General features: G+C 62.7%; 16 protein-coding genes and 2 tRNA genes. 10 read left to right on the plus strand and 8 right to left on the minus strand.

Going from position 1 to position 15539, the window contains the following annotated elements:
- Positions 1-5: 5 nt before the first annotated feature.
- On the minus strand, positions 6-266 hold the full coding sequence (locus B3605_RS10140) for a YlcI/YnfO family protein (protein ID WP_112944512.1): 261 nt from the start codon (positions 264-266) through the stop codon (positions 6-8).
- A 69-nt stretch (positions 267-335) separates the two neighbouring features.
- Positions 336-566: a ribbon-helix-helix protein, CopG family gene (locus B3605_RS10145; protein ID WP_112944478.1), complete on the minus strand. Its 231-nt coding sequence runs from the start codon at positions 564-566 to the stop codon at positions 336-338.
- A gap of 144 nt (positions 567-710) precedes the next feature.
- Between B3605_RS10145 and B3605_RS10150 the strand changes: the two genes are divergently transcribed.
- On the plus strand, positions 711-2072 hold the full coding sequence (locus B3605_RS10150; protein WP_112944513.1) for a chloride channel protein: 1362 nt from the start codon (positions 711-713) through the stop codon (positions 2070-2072).
- Between the two features lie 15 nt (positions 2073-2087).
- Here B3605_RS10150 and B3605_RS10155 read toward each other — a convergent pair whose 3' ends face one another.
- Positions 2088-2531 carry an RrF2 family transcriptional regulator gene (locus B3605_RS10155; protein WP_112944514.1) on the minus strand — a complete coding sequence of 148 codons (444 nt, stop codon included), beginning with the start codon at positions 2529-2531 and terminating at the stop codon, positions 2088-2090.
- Between the two features lie 415 nt (positions 2532-2946).
- Between B3605_RS10155 and B3605_RS10160 the strand changes: the two genes are divergently transcribed.
- The 4 genes from B3605_RS10160 (at position 2947) to B3605_RS10175 (ending at position 7327) form a co-directional block, all read left to right on the plus strand.
- Positions 2947-3690 carry a phosphoadenylyl-sulfate reductase gene (locus tag B3605_RS10160; protein ID WP_112944479.1) on the plus strand — a complete coding sequence of 248 codons (744 nt, stop codon included), beginning with the start codon at positions 2947-2949 and terminating at the stop codon, positions 3688-3690.
- A gap of 108 nt (positions 3691-3798) precedes the next feature.
- Positions 3799-4752: a sulfate adenylyltransferase subunit CysD gene (gene cysD, locus B3605_RS10165; protein WP_112944480.1), complete on the plus strand. Its 954-nt coding sequence runs from the start codon at positions 3799-3801 to the stop codon at positions 4750-4752.
- A gap of 1 nt (position 4753) precedes the next feature.
- A complete protein-coding gene (gene cysN, locus B3605_RS10170) occupies positions 4754-6238 on the plus strand; it encodes a sulfate adenylyltransferase subunit CysN (protein ID WP_112944481.1) in 1485 nt (494 codons plus the stop codon).
- A 57-nt stretch (positions 6239-6295) separates the two neighbouring features.
- Positions 6296-7327, plus strand: a complete 1032-nt coding sequence (locus B3605_RS10175; protein ID WP_112944482.1) for a DMT family transporter — start codon at positions 6296-6298, stop codon at positions 7325-7327.
- Positions 7328-7533: 206 nt separating this feature from the next.
- On the opposite strand, the gene B3605_RS10180 is transcribed toward B3605_RS10175, so the two are convergent.
- Both B3605_RS10180 and B3605_RS10185 read right to left on the minus strand, forming a co-directional pair.
- Positions 7534-8058, minus strand: a complete 525-nt coding sequence (locus tag B3605_RS10180) for a GNAT family N-acetyltransferase (RefSeq protein ID WP_112944483.1) — start codon at positions 8056-8058, stop codon at positions 7534-7536.
- 15 nt (positions 8059-8073) lie between these two features.
- Positions 8074-8892, minus strand: coding sequence for a bifunctional allantoicase/(S)-ureidoglycine aminohydrolase (locus B3605_RS10185; RefSeq protein ID WP_112944484.1), 819 nt, complete (start codon positions 8890-8892; stop codon positions 8074-8076).
- Positions 8893-9401: 509 nt separating this feature from the next.
- Here B3605_RS10185 and B3605_RS10190 point away from each other — a divergent pair.
- On the plus strand, positions 9402-11576 hold the full coding sequence (locus B3605_RS10190; protein ID WP_296433660.1) for an Ig-like domain-containing protein: 2175 nt from the start codon (positions 9402-9404) through the stop codon (positions 11574-11576).
- A gap of 129 nt (positions 11577-11705) precedes the next feature.
- Here the strand turns inward: B3605_RS10190 and B3605_RS10195 are convergent.
- Positions 11706-11782, minus strand: a tRNA-Pro gene (locus tag B3605_RS10195).
- A gap of 270 nt (positions 11783-12052) precedes the next feature.
- Here B3605_RS10195 and B3605_RS10200 point away from each other — a divergent pair.
- Positions 12053-12469 carry a hypothetical protein gene (locus B3605_RS10200; RefSeq protein ID WP_112944515.1) on the plus strand — a complete coding sequence of 139 codons (417 nt, stop codon included), beginning with the start codon at positions 12053-12055 and terminating at the stop codon, positions 12467-12469.
- Between the two features lie 107 nt (positions 12470-12576).
- Here B3605_RS10200 and B3605_RS10205 read toward each other — a convergent pair whose 3' ends face one another.
- Together B3605_RS10205 and B3605_RS10210 are read right to left on the minus strand one after the other, a co-directional pair.
- Entirely contained in the window at positions 12577-13266 is a 690-nt protein-coding gene (locus tag B3605_RS10205) for a hypothetical protein (RefSeq protein ID WP_112944486.1), read from the minus strand.
- A gap of 286 nt (positions 13267-13552) precedes the next feature.
- A tRNA-Gln gene (locus B3605_RS10210) sits at positions 13553-13627 on the minus strand.
- Between the two features lie 187 nt (positions 13628-13814).
- On the opposite strand from B3605_RS10210, the gene B3605_RS10215 reads away from it, so the two are divergent.
- From B3605_RS10215 to B3605_RS10225, 3 genes are read left to right on the plus strand one after another with little or no spacing between them, the layout of a single operon-like run.
- Positions 13815-14111, plus strand: a complete 297-nt coding sequence (locus B3605_RS10215; RefSeq protein ID WP_112944487.1) for a cupin domain-containing protein — start codon at positions 13815-13817, stop codon at positions 14109-14111.
- 42 nt (positions 14112-14153) lie between these two features.
- Positions 14154-15071: an MBL fold metallo-hydrolase gene (locus tag B3605_RS10220; protein ID WP_112944488.1), complete on the plus strand. Its 918-nt coding sequence runs from the start codon at positions 14154-14156 to the stop codon at positions 15069-15071.
- 4 nt (positions 15072-15075) lie between these two features.
- Positions 15076-15525: a thiol-disulfide oxidoreductase DCC family protein gene (locus B3605_RS10225; RefSeq protein ID WP_112944489.1), complete on the plus strand. Its 450-nt coding sequence runs from the start codon at positions 15076-15078 to the stop codon at positions 15523-15525.
- The last annotated feature ends 14 nt before the right edge of the window (positions 15526-15539 follow it).

Here is a 15539-nt window from a genome sequence, read left to right on the forward strand (position 1 = left end):
ATGCCCTATTTCGATTTCATCGCGAGTGCCTCGTCGAGCTTCGCTCTCAGTTCGGCGAGGACCTCCTCGACGGTGTAATACACGCCGGTCCGCCTTGCCTCTTCCGCGGAGGCAAGGCCGCGTGCAATGAACTGGCGGCGCTCGATCCGAGCGCGCATGGCGTCTTCGACAAAGGAGTGCAACGTCTCGCCGTCCCGCAAGACGCTTTCGGCGGCGGCGCGCAGGTCGGGCGCGAGGTCAATTGCAAAGGAGCTTGCGGGTTTCACGGCATCCATCTCAACGTTGCCATTGCTGCCCAGAATGCAGGACAATCGGCGACGTGGAAACCTTCGCTTTTAAGGGGTTTTGTCTTGCCACTCGCACCTGATCGCCTCCTGATAGGCGAGACCATCGACCGTCCGGCTTCTCCAAAGGCCGAATGCCTCGCTCCGATCACTCGGCGAATTCCCGCTGAGGAATTTGCCGATCGCCCGGCGAATGAGAGATGAGCGCGAGACATTCTCGAGCGTTGCGATGGAATCCAGAGCCTTCAGGTCATCCTCGCCGATATCGACGCTTATTCTCATCTTTGCTCCCCCTGTTTGGTCGGAGGATAACACATATCTCAAAACCGCAACCGCACCCGCATATTCGCCAGGGCTTGCAAACACCGGCCACGGGGCAGATAAGACCGGTGCCCCCTCTCCTGCCCCCACGCCCAAGTGACCGATATGCCACCTCTCTATCGCAAATCCAAGCTGCTCCGTCGTTCGCGCGTGTTTCGGGGCTCGTTCTCGCTCTGGCGTCCGCGTCTGGTGTTCTGGTGCGGGGCGCTGGCGATCGGGTTGATCAGCGTCGCCTTCGCGGAACTCGCAGACATGGCGCAAAAGGCATTCGTGTCGGTGACGACGTCAGGGCGCTGGTCGTTTCTCTTGCCGCTCGTCATCACGCCGGCCGGTTTCGTGCTGTCGGCCTATCTGGCGGCGAAGCTGTTTCCGAATTCACAGGGGAGCGGGATTCCGCAGGCGATCGCGGCGCGCCACCTGCATGACGAAGCGGACCGCACGCGGCTGCTGTCGCTCAGGATCGCGGGCGGCAAGATCCTGCTCACGGTGCTCGGCCTCTTCTCCGGCGCATCGATCGGCCGCGAGGGGCCGACGGTGCAGGTGGGCGCGTCGATCATGCTGGCTGTCGCCCGCTTCGGCGGCATGGCGCAGGCGCGCGGGCTGATCCTGGCGGGCTCGGCCGCCGGCATCGCTGCCGCCTTCAACACGCCGCTCGCGGGCATCGTCTTTGCCATCGAGGAGATGAGCCGGACGTATGAATCGCGGTCGAACGGGCTGGTGCTGACCGCCGTGATCCTCTCCGGTCTCGCCGCGCTCGGGCTGTCGGGCAGCTACAACTATTTCGGCTCCACCTCGGTGGCACCGATGCATATGGCCGATTGGGGCCTCGTCATCATCTGCGGCGTCGGCGGCGGGGCGCTCGGGGCAGGCTTCAGCGGCCTTGCGCTCCATGTCGGCCAGCGCGTGCGTCGCTGGGCGCAGCCGCAGCCCTTGAAGCGCATGCTCTTTCTCGCGGGCGGCTGCGGTCTGGCGATCGCCGTGATCGGGATCGCGTCGGGCGGCAACACGTTCGGCACGGGTTACGAGCAGGCCAGAGGTGCCGTCGAGGGACATGCGCTGCCGCTATTCTTCTTCGTGGAGAAGCTGCTCGCCAGCTTCCTGTCGATGATCTCAGGCATTCCCGGCGGCATCTTCGCGCCGTCGCTTGCCGTCGGCGCCGGTTTCGGCAGCACGGTCGGCTCGCTGATCGGCAGCAGCATCGCGCTGGCCGCGATCCTTGGGATGGCTGGCTATTTCGCCGGCGTCGTGCAGGCGCCGATGACGGCCTTTGTGATCATCCTGGAGATGACCGGCGATCATGAGGCGGTGATCCCGATCATGGCGGTATCGATGATCGGCTATGTGACGTCGCGCTTCCTGTCGCGCGAGCCGCTCTATCATGGCCTGTCGCGTGTGTTCATCGCAGCCGCGATCAGGGCGCGGCGCGCGGCGGAGAAGGCGTCACATCAGGAAGAGCCGGCCCACTAAGGTCGGCGTTGCGCGTCAGGCCAGCATCCGCGTGACTTCGGCACCGCGGGGCGCAACGGCGTCGGCGATGGTGGTGGAGAACAGTACCTTGCGGGTGGCGTCGGCGACCCTGGCGAACACATGGCGGATTTCGCAGTTCTGCTCGCCGTCGCAATCGTCGCACTTGCGGTAGGCGGTGATCGACAGGCAGGGCAGCGGGGCGATCGGGCCATCGATGATGCGCAGCACTTCGCCGAAGGTGATCATGTCGGCCGGCTTCAGGAGCAGATAGCCGCCCTGCTTGCCACGACGGCTGACGACGATGCCCTGATGCTTGAGGTCGAGAAGGATTTGCTCGAGGAACTTCTTCGGGATCTTCTGCTGCGCCGCGATATCGGAGATCATCACAGGTTCGCCGTCATCGGCCTCGGCCAGTACCGTCAGCGCACGGAGCGCGTATTTCGCCTTCTGCGTAATCATTTTCAGCCATCGACACACAAGCGGCAGGGTGCCATCAGCACCCGGCAGCAATTTTCCATCTTGCCTTATGGCATAGCCGGGATGAACGGAGTTTGAACAACAGCGAGAAAACCCTTGCGTGGCAAGGCTTTCGCGCGTGTGTTTCCGGAACAATTCAGCACAGTAGAATGTACGTCAAAATGCACAATGGCGATCATCAAAACACATTTCTGGTTGACAAACGGCGTGTTAGACTACTAAATCAATAGACATTAAGGCTCACGGGCGCCGTTGTGCGCCGGCGCGGCTGCTTTTCTGCATTGCAGCGGCCGGGGAGAGATATTTGCTCCTTTCCAGCCCGCTTTCGAAACGCCTGTTTCTGTCCTCTCCATCCCCAAGCTGCGATACTCCTGTCAACATCTAGGACAGGATTCCCATGACTGTTGCTCATACAATCGAAGAAGCGGAAACGCTGAACACGAAGCTTGCAAGCCTATCTCTGGCGGAACGCCTGTCGTTCGTCGCCGGCCTTGGTGGGCGGGTGGTGTTCACGACCTCGCTTGGTATCGAAGACCAGGTCATTACCGCCGAGATCGGCAATCACCGACTGCCGATCGACGTCGTGACGCTGCAGACCGGCCGCCTCTTTGCCGAGACGCTCAACCTGATCGACGAGACGGAAAAGCAGTACGACATCCAAATCAGCCGCTACGAGCCCGAGCAGGCCGATATCGACGCCTATGCGGCGCAATACGGCCTGAATGGTTTCTACGAAAGCGTCGAAGCCCGGCATGCCTGTTGTGGCGTGCGCAAGCTGAAGCCGCTTGCGCGCGCGCTCAATGGGGCAACCATCTGGATCACCGGCCTGCGCCGCGGCCAATCGGCCAATCGCTCCGAAACGCCGTTCGCCGAATATGACGCCGATCGCCATCTCCTGAAGGTCAATCCGCTGGCCGATTGGGACATCGACGTCATCAAGGCTTACGTCGCCGACAACAGCGTGCCGATCAACCCGCTGCATGCGCGCGGCTACCCGTCGATCGGCTGCGAGCCGTGTACCCGCGCCATCAAGCCCGGCGAGCCCGAGCGCGCCGGCCGCTGGTGGTGGGAACAGGACCAGACGCGCGAATGCGGCCTGCACGTGGCTGAAGAGGCGTCCGCCATTTCCATCCAACAGTAACCCCTCGGCATCGGGATCAGAGCGCGGCAGCCGCCGGCGCTCCCCGATGCATCGTCTCATCGCATTCCGGGCCAGGGGCCTGCGAATGATCGAAGTCTGGAGTAAGACATGCCCGATAGCCGTCCGGATACGGAACTCAGCAATCCGCAGAGCACCAAGCCGCCGCTCGACCCTCATCTGAAGGCGCTCGAAAACGAATCCATTCATATCTTCCGCGAAGTGGCGGCCGAGTTCGAGCGTCCCGTGATGCTCTACTCGATCGGCAAGGATTCATCCGTGCTGCTGCATCTGGCGCGCAAGGCCTTCTATCCCGGCCGCGTGCCCTTCCCGCTGCTCCACGTCAACACCGGCTGGAAGTTCGCGGAGATGATCACTTTCCGCGACAAAATCGTGAAGGAATATGATCTCGATCTGATCGAGCACATCAATCCGCGCGGTGCGGCCGAAAACATCACGCCGTTCACCTACGGCTCGGCGCGCTACACCGACATCATGAAGACGGAAGCGCTGCGCAATGCGCTCGACGCCGGCAAGTTCGACGCGGCCTTCGGCGGCGCGCGGCGCGACGAGGAAGCATCCCGCGCCAAGGAGCGCATCTACTCCTTCCGCACGCCCGACCACCGCTGGGATCCGCGCAACCAGCGCCCCGAGCTCTGGAACATCTATAACGGCCAGATCCGCAGCGGCGAGAGCGTGCGCGCCTTCCCGCTGTCGAACTGGACCGAGGTCGATATCTGGCGTTACATCCAGGCCGAAAACATTCCGATCGTGCCGCTCTACTTCGCCGCCAAGCGTCCCTATGTCGAGCGCGACGGCATGATGATCGATGCGACCGATCCGCGCCTGGAGCTGTTGCCCGGCGAAACGAAGCAGGAGGATTACATCCGCTTCCGCACGCTCGGCTGCTTCCCGCTGACGGGCGCGATCAAGTCCACCGCCACGACGATGGACGACATTATCGCCGAACTTGAAATTGCCACTGTCTCCGAACGCCAGGGCCGCGCCATCGACCGCGACCAGTCCGGCTCCATGGAGAAAAAGAAGCGTGAAGGATATTTCTGAGATGACTGCAGCAGCAACAGCAAGCGCCATCGCCGCCCCCGCCGCCGAGCCCGCCCAGGCCGTGCGCGACACGCGACCGTTGCGCCTCATCACCTGCGGCAGCGTCGATGACGGAAAGTCCACGCTGATCGGCCGCCTGCTCTGGGACACCAAGGCTGTCAAGGAAGACCAGGCAGCGACGCTGCGCCGCGATTCCACCGGCAAGCAGAACGATCTCGGCCTGCCCGACTTCGCGCTGCTTCTCGACGGCCTGCAGGCCGAGCGCGAACAGGGCATCACCATCGACGTCGCCTATCGCTATTTCGCGACCGACAAGCGTTCCTTCATCGTTGCCGACACCCCCGGCCACGAGCAGTACACCCGCAACATGGCAACCGGCGCCTCGACTGCCGACCTCGCCATCCTGCTGGTCGACGCCCGCGCCGGCATTCTCGAGCAGACGCGCCGTCACGCGACGATCGCCTCGCTGCTCGGGATCAAGCAGTTCGTGCTTGCGGTCAACAAGATCGACCTCACCAACTACGACCGCGCCGGCTTCGAGAAGATCGTCCACGAATTCCGCGAATTCGCGCTGTCGCTCGGCGTCAAGCAGATCACCGCGATCCCGATGTCGGCGCTGAAGGGCGAAAACGTCGTCTATTCCGGCGAGGCTTCGATGCCTTGGTATGCCGGCCCGACGCTGGTGGAAACGCTGGAGCTTGCCACCGTGCGCTCGTCGCAGACGGTCGGCTTCCGCCTCTCCGTGCAGCGCGTGTCGCGTCCGGGTGAGAGCTTCCGCGGTTATCAGGGCACTGTTGCCGGCGGCTCGGTAAAGCCGGGTGACAGCGTCATGATCCTGCCGTCGGGCATGGTCGCCAACGTCACCAAGATCGTCACCTTCGATCTCGTGCGCAACGCGGCGGTCGCGGGCGATGCGATCACGCTGGTGCTAGACCGCCAGGTGGACGTGGCGCGTGGCGACATGATCGTTTCGATCGACAGCCAGCCGCAGGTGGGTCTGTCCTTCGACGCGCAGATCGTCGCCTTGCAGCCCGAGGGCATCGAGTCCGGCAAGCGCTACTGGCTGAAGAGCGGCAGCCGCCGCCAGCGCGTTCAGGTTCAGCCTGTCGCGCAGCTGCAGCTGAAGACCGGCACATGGACCTCGGCCGAGACGCTCTACATGAACGCCATCGGCAAGGTGCACCTGACCTTCGACGAGGCGGCGATCTTCGACCCCTATGAGCAGAACCGCTCCTCGGGCGCCTTCATCCTGATCGATCCGGAGACCAACAATACGGTGGCCGGCGGCATGGTGACGGGCAAGCGCTCGGAGCTCGGCGGCCTTCACAGCGGCGACGGCCGCGTGATCCTCTCACTGCCGGCCGACCTTGCCGACCAGATCATGGCCAGCGAGCTGTTTTCCAGCCGCCGCGACGAAGCGGAGGTGCGCCGGATGACGGCGGCGGAGGCCGCCAACCTCTGGACCAACGCCGGCGGCGATATCTGAGATGACGACTTGAGACGGGGCCGATCGGCCCCGTTTTCTTTTGGGGAGGCAAAAGGCATGCGTGGCATCGCAACACCGGTAAGGCCTGTCTCGTCACACAGCATTGTCGTGCCTGTCACGGCGGGGCGCGCCATGTCCTCACAGGATTGGAGCCGGCTTTTACTGCTCGGCGCGCTGTGGGGCGGTTCGTTCTTCATCGGGCGGATCGCCGTTTCCGAGATTTCGCCGCTGGCTCTCGTCTTCTACCGGGTGTCGATCGCGACGCTGGCGCTGCATCTCTGGCTTCGCATTCGCGGCCTCTCCTTTGCCCCGGTGCTTGCGCACCCGGCCGGCTTCCTCAGCTTGGCGCTTCTCAACAACGTCATCCCCTTCTCGCTGATATTCGCCGGACAGACCGAGATCGGCGCCGGCCTCGCCTCGATCTTCTACGCAACGACGCCGCTCTGGACGATCTTCGTCGCCACGGTGCTTGCGAAAGACGAGAGGCTGTCAGTCACGGCACTCGCTGGCATCGCGCTCGGCATCGCCGGTGCTGCGGTGCTGATCGGCCCCGGTCTGATCTCCGATCTCGACGGGCCGCTATGGGCCAAGCTCGCGGTCATCGGCGCCTCCATCTCCTATGCGTTCGGCGTCGTGCTTGCGAGGCGCTGCCGCAGCATCGGCGCCGAGGTGATCGCCACCGGCCAGCTGACAGTCTCGAGCCTGCTCATGCTGCCCGTCGTCGCCGTCTTCTGCGCGCCGCAGAACATCATTCCCATCAGCGGCTCGACATGGGTGGCGATCGCCATCCTCGGGCTCATGTGCACGGCACTCGCCTTCATCCTCTATTTCGGCCTCATCGCCTCGGCCGGCGCGACCAACGCCTCGCTGGTGACGCTGCTTGTGCCGGTGAGCGCCACGCTGCTCGGCGCGTTCTTTCTCGGCGAGCGGCTGCGGATGTTCGAGCTTGCGGGAATGGCGCTGATCATGAGTAGCCTTGTTGTGATCGATGGTCGGGTGTTGCAGCGGCTCATCGGTGGCGGCGGGGTGCGGCAGATGACGGCGGCGCAGGCTGTGCGGCGCTGGCCGTATGCGGCGGGCGATATTTGATGTGAAGATATGGGATGGGTTTCGTTTTCGTAGGCGAACGCCCCCAACACTCCCTCATCCCTTTGCCCGGACTTCGTCCGGGCGATGTCACAGGGATCCAGCGCATTCACGTCCGTGAATGCAATAGAGTCTTTTCACGGCGCAGACGCGCCGTGGCTGGATTCCTGTCACAAGGACAGGAATGAGGGTGGAGATGTTGGCCAGCGCTAGTTGGCGAACCGCGCAGTCACATCCCGTTCCATGACGATATCTGTCTGCACGTCATCGCCCACCGTGAAGGTCGTGCTGCCGACCGGCGTGAAGCCGACCTTGTTGTAGAAGGCGATGGCGCGGGCGTTCTTTTCGTAGACCGTCAATTGCAGGCGCTCCACGCCGCGGGCGGCACATTCCGACACGACGGCATCGAGCAGGCGGTTGGCGAGGCCCTGGCCGCGCCAGGCGGCGTCGATGTAGATGCGGCTGAGCAGGCTGGCATCAGCCTTCGATGGCGAGACAACGAGATAGGCGTAGCCGGCAAGCGTGTCGCCATCCGCAGCAAGGAAGACGGCTGCCTCGGGGTCGGCGATCTCGGCGGCCTGGATGTCCGGCCGGAAGGCCTTGGCAACATAGGCTTCGAGATCGGCGGCTGGCGTATCCTCGCCATAGGTGGCGCGGAACAGGCGGGCAGCGAACTGGCTGAGTGCTGCCGCGTCCGCCGCTTCGGCCCGCCTGATCTCGATCGTTGCCGTCATCCCTGTTGCCTCCGCCTAGAACAGCGGCATGTGCCGGTTGACGTCCTTGTAGAGCAGATAGCGGAAGCGGCCGGGGCCGCCGGCGTAGCAGGCCTGCGGGCAGAAGGCGCGCAGCCACATGTAGTCGCCCGCCTCGACCTCGACCCAATCCTTGTTGAGCCGATAGACCGCCCTGCCCTCGAGCACATAGAGACCGTGCTCCATGACGTGGGTTTCCATGAAGGGGATGACGCCGCCGGGCTCGAGCGTGACGATGGTCACATGCATGTCGTAGCGCAGGTCGGACGGGTCGATGAAGCGGGTGGTCGCCCAGACGTCGTCGGTATCCGGCATCGACTGCGGCGGGTTCTGGTCTTCATGGGTGAAGAGCGCGGGTGGCGGCTCCAGGCCTTCGACCGGCTGGAAGGCCTTGCGGATCCAGTGGAACTTGGCCGTAGCAGCACCCTTGTTCCACAACGTCCATGTCGAGCCGGCCGGCAGGAAGGCGAAGGAGCCGGGGCGCAGCACATGCGTGGCGCCTTCGTGATCGACGGTGACCTCGCCATCCACGACGAAGAGCACGCCTTCGGCGCGCTTTTCCGGCTCCGGCCGGTCACTGCCGCCGCCGGGCTGCACTTCCATGATGTATTGCGAGAATGTCTCGGAGAAGCCGGTCATCGGGCGTGAGATCACCCAGGCGCGCGTACCCTGCCAGTGGGGAAGATAGCTGGTGACGATATCGGTCATCACGCTGCGCGGGATGACGGCGTAGGCCGTCGTGAACACCGCCTTGCTCGACAAAAGATCGGTCTGCGGCGGCAGGCCGCCCATGCTGGAATAGTAATCTCTGCTCATCGTCCCGCCTTCATGACATTTGTGACAACAAGCTTTAAGCGCGCGGTCCGGGCGAGGCAATATGCGGATTGGCGGAAGAGTTTTTCCGTATATTGCCGGCGGCGCGGCTGGGATGGCCGAAAACACGCCCTCCCCCGATTGGCGATCAGGAGAGGTTGTCAGCTCGGCGGCGCACGCCACTCTGGCGCGATTTTCAGCGTCTACTCATTGAAAATGGCGATCAAAAACAATCAGTAATTGCTGAAAAATAAGCTATTAGCGGTAACGCCAATCTGCGAAGGGCGTAATTTCAAAACTGCTTTTCTCAAGATATCAGTTTCAGCGGGGCGTCTTTTGTGAGCGTCGGCAACGGGGATGCCGACGGACAGTTCTTCTTTGCGTATGCAAACGACGCCTTTCGATGAGGCCCTGTCGCCCCGGCAGGACGTGGCCGGCTTTGATCGGCCGGAGCATCACGTGGGCAAAGCATCACGTGGACAAGGCAAATTACAGCGAGGAAGATTCGGCCCGTGAAGAAAATCATCGGAACTGTCGTTTTTTGCCTGCTCGTCGCAGCCGCTGCGGTGGGCGTCTCCGCGGTATCGAAAGAGGAACCGCAGGTCGCTTCGACCTATCCGCTTCCCGGCTCGGTCAACGTTCCCGGCGTGCGCATCCAGATCGCCTTCAGCCAACCTGTCGATCCGGGCGCGATGGTGCTCGACGTGTCGGCCCACAAACCCGACGGCTCGACGACTGATATCGCCGGCGCCGTGGAGGTGAACGAGCAGCGCACCGCCGCGATCTTCCGCAGCTACCAACCGCTGCCGGAGGCCGACATCCAGGTGCGCAGTTCGCTGCAGGGCAAGGCCGCTCACGACTGGACATTCTCCGTTCTGGCAAAGGCGCCGCTCGACCAGGGTCGCGGCGGGCCGATCCTGCTCGTGCTTGGCGAGGATGCGCCGTTTGGACCTTATCTTTCCGAAATCCTGCGAGCCGAGGGGTTTACGAACTTCCTGACGATCGGCGCCTCATCGCTGCAGTCCACGGTCCTTGCCGAGCATCGGCTGGTGATGACCGCAGGCGCTGTGCCGGCCGCTGCGGCATCGGCGCTTGAAAGCTGGGTCAATGGCGGCGGACACCTGATCGCGATCCGGCCGTCCGCGGAACTCGCGAAGCTTGCGGGGCTCGAAACAACGGGCGCGCCCATTGCCGAGGGAGAGCTCTCGATCGACACGCAGCAGGCGCCCGGACAGGGGCTCGTGGCGGATATCAGGTTTCACGGTCCTGCCGATCGCTACAGCACCGGCGCCGGCACGCAAACGCTGGCCACGCTTTCGAGCCACACCGACAAGAGCCCGATGCCGGCCCTGACGCTTCGAAGCGTCGGCACAGCGGGGGGAGAAGTTGCCGCATTCGCCTTCGACCTGCCGCAGTCGGTCGTTCTCACCCGGCAGGGAAATCCGCAATGGGCGGGACAGGAGCGCGACGGACTTGCGCCGATCCGGCCGAACGATCTCTTCTACGGCAAATCCGCCACCGACCCGCAGCCCGACTACATCGACATATCCCGCGTGCACGTTCCCCAGGCCGACGAGCAGATGCGATTGCTGACGAACCTGATCGAGCACCTGCAGCGCGACGGCGCGCCCATCCCCCGCTTCTGGTATTTCCCGAAGCACCACAAGGCGGTGCTCGTCATGGCCGCCGACGACCATGGAACGGAACGCGGCACGCGCGATTCCTTCGAGCGCATGCTTTCTCTGGATGCCAAGAATTGCGACGTGGCGAAATGGGAGTGCGCGCGTGCGACCTCCTGGCTCTACGCCGAATCGGGACTGACTGCCCATGCGGCCAAGGATTATGCGGCGGCGGGCTTCGATCTCGGCTCGCATGCCAGCACCTATTGCCAGAACTGGTCCAGAGCCTCTCTCGACCTTGCCTTTGCAAAAGACATCCTGCGCTTCCGGGCCGCCTATCCCGACGTGCCGGTGCAAGAGGCGAGCCGGCTGCACTGCATCGTGTGGAGCGACTACACCTCCCAGGCCAAGATCGGCCGGGACTGGGGCATTCGCTTCGACATGAACTACTATTACTGGCCGAAGGCCTGGGTGAACGGCCGCACCGGCTTCCTGACAGGTTCGGGCATTCCGATGCGGTTCAGCACCGAGAAGGGCGAGCTGATCAATGTCTATCAGCAGGAAACGCATCTGGTGGACGAGATCTTCGACGACGATCGCGCTGCCGTCGAAGGGCTTATCCAGCGGGCGCTTGGGCCGGAACAGTTCTTTGGCGCCTTCGGAACGCATTACGACTTCCACAACGAGTTCGACAAATTCCTGATGGAATTGGCGCAGAAATACGAGGTCCCCATGGTCTCCGCGCGGCAGATGCTGGACTGGATGGACGGGAGGTCGCGAACGGACATTCTCAACCAGCAATGGGACGGCGAACGCCTCGCCTTCACGATCGCCGGCGATCAGCGAACGCATGGCATGCTGACGGCGATGCTGCCATCGTCAACCGAACGCGGCCGGCTTCAGGAACTCACTCACAACGGCGCACCCGTGCCGCTTGAAACGGCGGTGGTGAAAGGCGTGGAGTACGTGCTCTTCCCGGGAACCGACGGCACCTATCGCGCCAGCTACGGCAACAAGGTGGCCGACAATGTGGCGCCGGATGCTCGGCCCGCGAAGGTCACGCCGTAAGAGCCGGATACGAACGGGTTGATGCGGGCGGACGACGACGCGGTCCGCAATCGGTCCGTTGCGATAGAGCTAGATATTCGGTGAAATTCGGGATCGGGTGGAAAATCCTGCAATGCCGGGATTTTCAGCTGGTCGGAGTGAGAGGATTCGAACCTCCGACCCCCACGTCCCGAACGTGGTGCGCTACCAGACTGCGCTACACTCCGTGACCAGCGGCGCCTCTATAGACCGGCCCAACGGCTTGCGCAAGCACCAAAATCCAAAGCGGGTTGCATTTTTATGACGGCGGCGGCGGCAAGCGCGCCCGGGCTTGCGCGCGAGCAAAAAGCCACACCCGCCGCAAATTTTGCAATCGCGAAAAAGAGCTGATTTTCTTTTGCCGGGTTCCGCGCTAAAGCGCTGGTCAGGACAGGCTGAAACGCTGCAGGGGCAGTGATTCCCGCCGCCGAATGCGCGACAAATCCAGGGACGACACCATGAAACTCCGCACTTTCGCAGCCGCAGCGCTGGCCATCACCTTGGCCGGCTGCACGACCATCCCAACGGCCGCCGATCCGATCTCCAGCCGCTGGGTCGGCCAGTCCGCCGGCAAGTTCTTCGCAGCCTTCGGCCCGCCGCTCACGGATGCCGACAATGGCAACGGCAACGTCTACACCTGGAAGGGCGGCTACAAGACCGTCACCGTTCCGGCGAAGTACGCCGACGGCACTGAGGGCAAGCGCGGCAAGCAGATCTCGCCCGCCCGCAAGCAGTACCTGCGCTGCCAGGTTACCATTACCACCAGCGCGGACTACACGATCCGCAGCATCAAGGTCGCTGGCGACATCCCCGGCGTGAACGGCCCCTCCTACTGCGCCGAATTCCTGGCGCCTGCCCAGCCGGCCGCGCAGTAAGGCACAACGGGGGTGAGAGATGCGAAAGGCGGGACGCGGGTTCCGCCTTTTTTGTAGATGCAGTAACGATACGCAGGCTGGCAAAGGGCGCGCACTTGAGATCGCGGCTACTGGTTACTCGTTGCCTTGTTGGTGGTCTTATCCATTTCAGCCTGAAACTCACGGGCTGTCTGAGGAGGTTCTTTAGACCAAACGCCGAGAAATTTCTGAACTTCTGGGTCTCGTCGTGCAGCGGCGATGTCAGCGGTAAGAGAGTCGGTCCACTCTTGGACTTTCTCAAGTAACACCTCGTTTGCATTATCACCGCGGCTAAACAAGCTGTGCTTCCGCCACATGACCTGCGGCCCCTTAACCCGATACACTCCACGAGTATAAGTCAGGCTCCCGAGGTCTGTCTCACTGCCAAATTCAACACTCATCTCCGCTGATGCAACGCACGGACCGTTTCCGGCCCTAAAGCCAAGAACGACGACAAAGAGTTTGGGGTTAAAGGGCAACGGACTCGCCAGAGGCTCGCTGTAGACGGGTATCCCAGCGTTCTCAAGTAGCGCACGAATTCGAGCTGATACTGCGCCCACATTCGTAAAACACTTGTCGTCAACCTGATCGCTTACCACAAGTTCCACAGCGCGAATCAACCCCACCGAGGCGTCAGAGGAGATGGTGGTCGATCGGTCAAACCTGTCCTTTAAATATTCAAGCTCACTTGAATAAGGCCCTGTGGCCATTTCTTCCCCGAGCACTATAGAAGTACTGGCCAGAAGGCATAACAGGCTGAAGATGCTTTTGCGCCCCATTGTTCCTATCTCGTACGTGAGAAGCGGCTACTTCATTAGTCGATCCAAACCCGCTCACCCGGTTCGCCACTACTCTTACACGAATGAAGAGAAATCGGCGCTCCCTACACTCAATCTTCAGCGTACGGGCGTTATTTTGCAAGAACGATGATGGAAGATGGTTTCCCGAAACACACTGCGGAAACAAAAGAAAAATTGCATTTTTCGCCATGCTCAACGACTGAGCGCAACTAACATGTAATACTGGCGACCTCAGAATACACGATTTTACTTGAATATTACGGGGTGGCTGGGGCGCCAGGATTCGAACCTGGGAATGCCGGTACCAAAAACCGGTGCCTTACCGCTTGGCGACGCCCCACCAGAGACTGGCAGCGAGAAACGCTTGCCAATTGCGTCGCCTGATTAGCAAAGGTCCGTGAACGTCACAATCATTAAGTTTCGGGGCGAGCATATTTCTGTGCGCTCTTCTCTCTGCGCTGATTCCTATGCACTCCGGCGGGCGGCGTGCTAGGTCTCTTGCGAGACAATATTGCGCCGGAGTGACAATGAGCCAGTATCGTGCCCGCCCGCCTGCCCTTGCCACGCTTCTCCTCGACGATGCCGTCGTCAAGATCACCCGTTGGGACTTCGAGCCCGGCGCCGATACCGGCGTGCATACGCATGGGATGGGCTATGTCGTGGTGCCGATGACGGACTGCCAGTTTCTGATCGAGGAGAAAAGCGATAGCCGACGGGTGGATATCGCGGCGGGTGCCGCCTATCGGCGCGATGCGGGTACCGAACACAATGTCGTCAATGCCGGCGACAAGCCGATGTCCTTCATCGAGATCGAGTACAAGTAGGTCGTTACAAGATACGACCGGGTGGACGACCGCAGGAACGACATGGCCAATCCAGACTTCAATCGCGCCTTCGAGCCAGCCTACGGCCAGGCCGTGCCCATCGCGGCGGGCGTCCAGCGGATCACGGTCAACAATCCGAGTGCCTTCACCTTTCACGGTACCAACAGCTATATCGTCGGCGACCGCTCGGTTGCGGTGATCGATCCCGGCCCCGAGGACGACGCGCATTTTTCGGCGCTGATGGCAGCGCTTAAGGGGCGCGAGGTCACGCATATCCTCGTCTCGCATACGCACCGCGACCACTCGCCGCTCTCTCGCCGGCTCAAGGAGGCGACGGGGGCTATCGTCGTCGCCGAAGGGCCGCACCGGGCGGCGCGGCCGCTTCATGCGGGGGAGACCAATCCCTTCGCGGAGAGCTCCGACATGGCCTTTCGCCCCGACATCGCACTTGCCGACGGCGAGGCGATCGAGGGCGATGGCTGGCGGCTGACGGGCGTGCATACGCCGGGGCACGCGGCCAATCACATGGCATTCGCGCTTGAAGACACCGACATCCTGTTTTCGGCCGATCATGTCATGGCGTGGGCGACCTCGATCGTCGCGCCGCCGGATGGCTCGATGGCCGATTACATGGCCTCGCTCGACAAGCTGATCGCACGGCGCGATCGGCTGCTTCTGCCCGGCCATGGCGGCCCGGTGCGCAAGCCGATCTCCTTCATGCGGGCGCTGAAGACGCACAGGCGGATGCGCGAGCGCGCGGTGCTGGGGCGGATCAGGGCCGGCGATACCAATATCCCCGACATGGTAAAGGTGATCTACCGCGACACCGATCCGCGGCTGCATGGCGCGGCAGCACTTTCCGTGCTCGCGCATATCGAGGATCTGATCGAGCGCGGCGAGATCGAGACCGACGGCCCGCCGGCGCTTTTGGGGTCGTATCGCGTGGCCGGGAGAGGATGAGCCGATGCGGGCTGACTACAGCTATCGAAAGGATGCGGCCGTTCCCGATTTCCCCGACGACCGACCGCTGATCGTGTTCGACGGCGAATGCGTGTTCTGCTCGGCTTGGGTGCAGTTCGCGCTGAAGCACGACAAGCGCCAGCGCTACCGCTTTCTTGCCGCGCAGACGCCGCTCGGCGAGGCGCTCTACCGGCATTATGGGCTCAACGAGCGCGACTACGAGACCAACATCCTGATCGAAGGCGGGCGGGCCTTCTTCAAGTCGGACGGCTCGATCCGCATGGTGGCCGGGCTCGGTGCGCCGTGGTCAGCTGTGAGGGTATTCCGGCTTTTGCCACGAAAGCTCGCAGACCGGCTCTACGAATTCGTGGCGCGCAACCGGCTGAAGATTGCCGGGCGGCGGGCAAGTTGCTTCGTGCCGACGCCGGCGCAACGGGCTCGCTTTCTCGGATGAGTGACGAGGCCGTA

It is taken from the genome of Rhizobium sp. UBA1881, assembly GCF_002338015.1.
In the GTDB taxonomy this organism is placed as follows: domain Bacteria; phylum Pseudomonadota; class Alphaproteobacteria; order Rhizobiales; family Rhizobiaceae; genus Rhizobium.

What these genes read in the sequence shown, in the direction of transcription:
- B3605_RS10215 (WP_112944487.1), top strand. Translation starts at nt 13,815, where the DNA reads ATGAGCCAGTATCGTGCCCGCCCGCCTGCCCTTGCCACGCTTCTCCTC.
- B3605_RS10180 (WP_112944483.1), bottom strand. Translation starts at nt 8,058, where the DNA reads ATGACGGCAACGATCGAGATCAGGCGGGCCGAAGCGGCGGACGCGGCA.
- cysD (WP_112944480.1), top strand. Translation starts at nt 3,799, where the DNA reads ATGCCCGATAGCCGTCCGGATACGGAACTCAGCAATCCGCAGAGCACC.
- B3605_RS10220 (WP_112944488.1), top strand. Translation starts at nt 14,154, where the DNA reads ATGGCCAATCCAGACTTCAATCGCGCCTTCGAGCCAGCCTACGGCCAG.
- B3605_RS10145 (WP_112944478.1), bottom strand. Translation starts at nt 566, where the DNA reads ATGAGAATAAGCGTCGATATCGGCGAGGATGACCTGAAGGCTCTGGAT.
- B3605_RS10200 (WP_112944515.1), top strand. Translation starts at nt 12,053, where the DNA reads ATGAAACTCCGCACTTTCGCAGCCGCAGCGCTGGCCATCACCTTGGCC.
- B3605_RS10175 (WP_112944482.1), top strand. Translation starts at nt 6,296, where the DNA reads ATGCGTGGCATCGCAACACCGGTAAGGCCTGTCTCGTCACACAGCATT.
- B3605_RS10185 (WP_112944484.1), bottom strand. Translation starts at nt 8,892, where the DNA reads ATGAGCAGAGATTACTATTCCAGCATGGGCGGCCTGCCGCCGCAGACC.
- cysN (WP_112944481.1), top strand. Translation starts at nt 4,754, where the DNA reads ATGACTGCAGCAGCAACAGCAAGCGCCATCGCCGCCCCCGCCGCCGAG.
- B3605_RS10150 (WP_112944513.1), top strand. Translation starts at nt 711, where the DNA reads ATGCCACCTCTCTATCGCAAATCCAAGCTGCTCCGTCGTTCGCGCGTG.
- B3605_RS10225 (WP_112944489.1), top strand. Translation starts at nt 15,076, where the DNA reads ATGCGGGCTGACTACAGCTATCGAAAGGATGCGGCCGTTCCCGATTTC.
- B3605_RS10160 (WP_112944479.1), top strand. Translation starts at nt 2,947, where the DNA reads ATGACTGTTGCTCATACAATCGAAGAAGCGGAAACGCTGAACACGAAG.
- B3605_RS10155 (WP_112944514.1), bottom strand. Translation starts at nt 2,531, where the DNA reads ATGATTACGCAGAAGGCGAAATACGCGCTCCGTGCGCTGACGGTACTG.
- B3605_RS10205 (WP_112944486.1), bottom strand. Translation starts at nt 13,266, where the DNA reads ATGGGGCGCAAAAGCATCTTCAGCCTGTTATGCCTTCTGGCCAGTACT.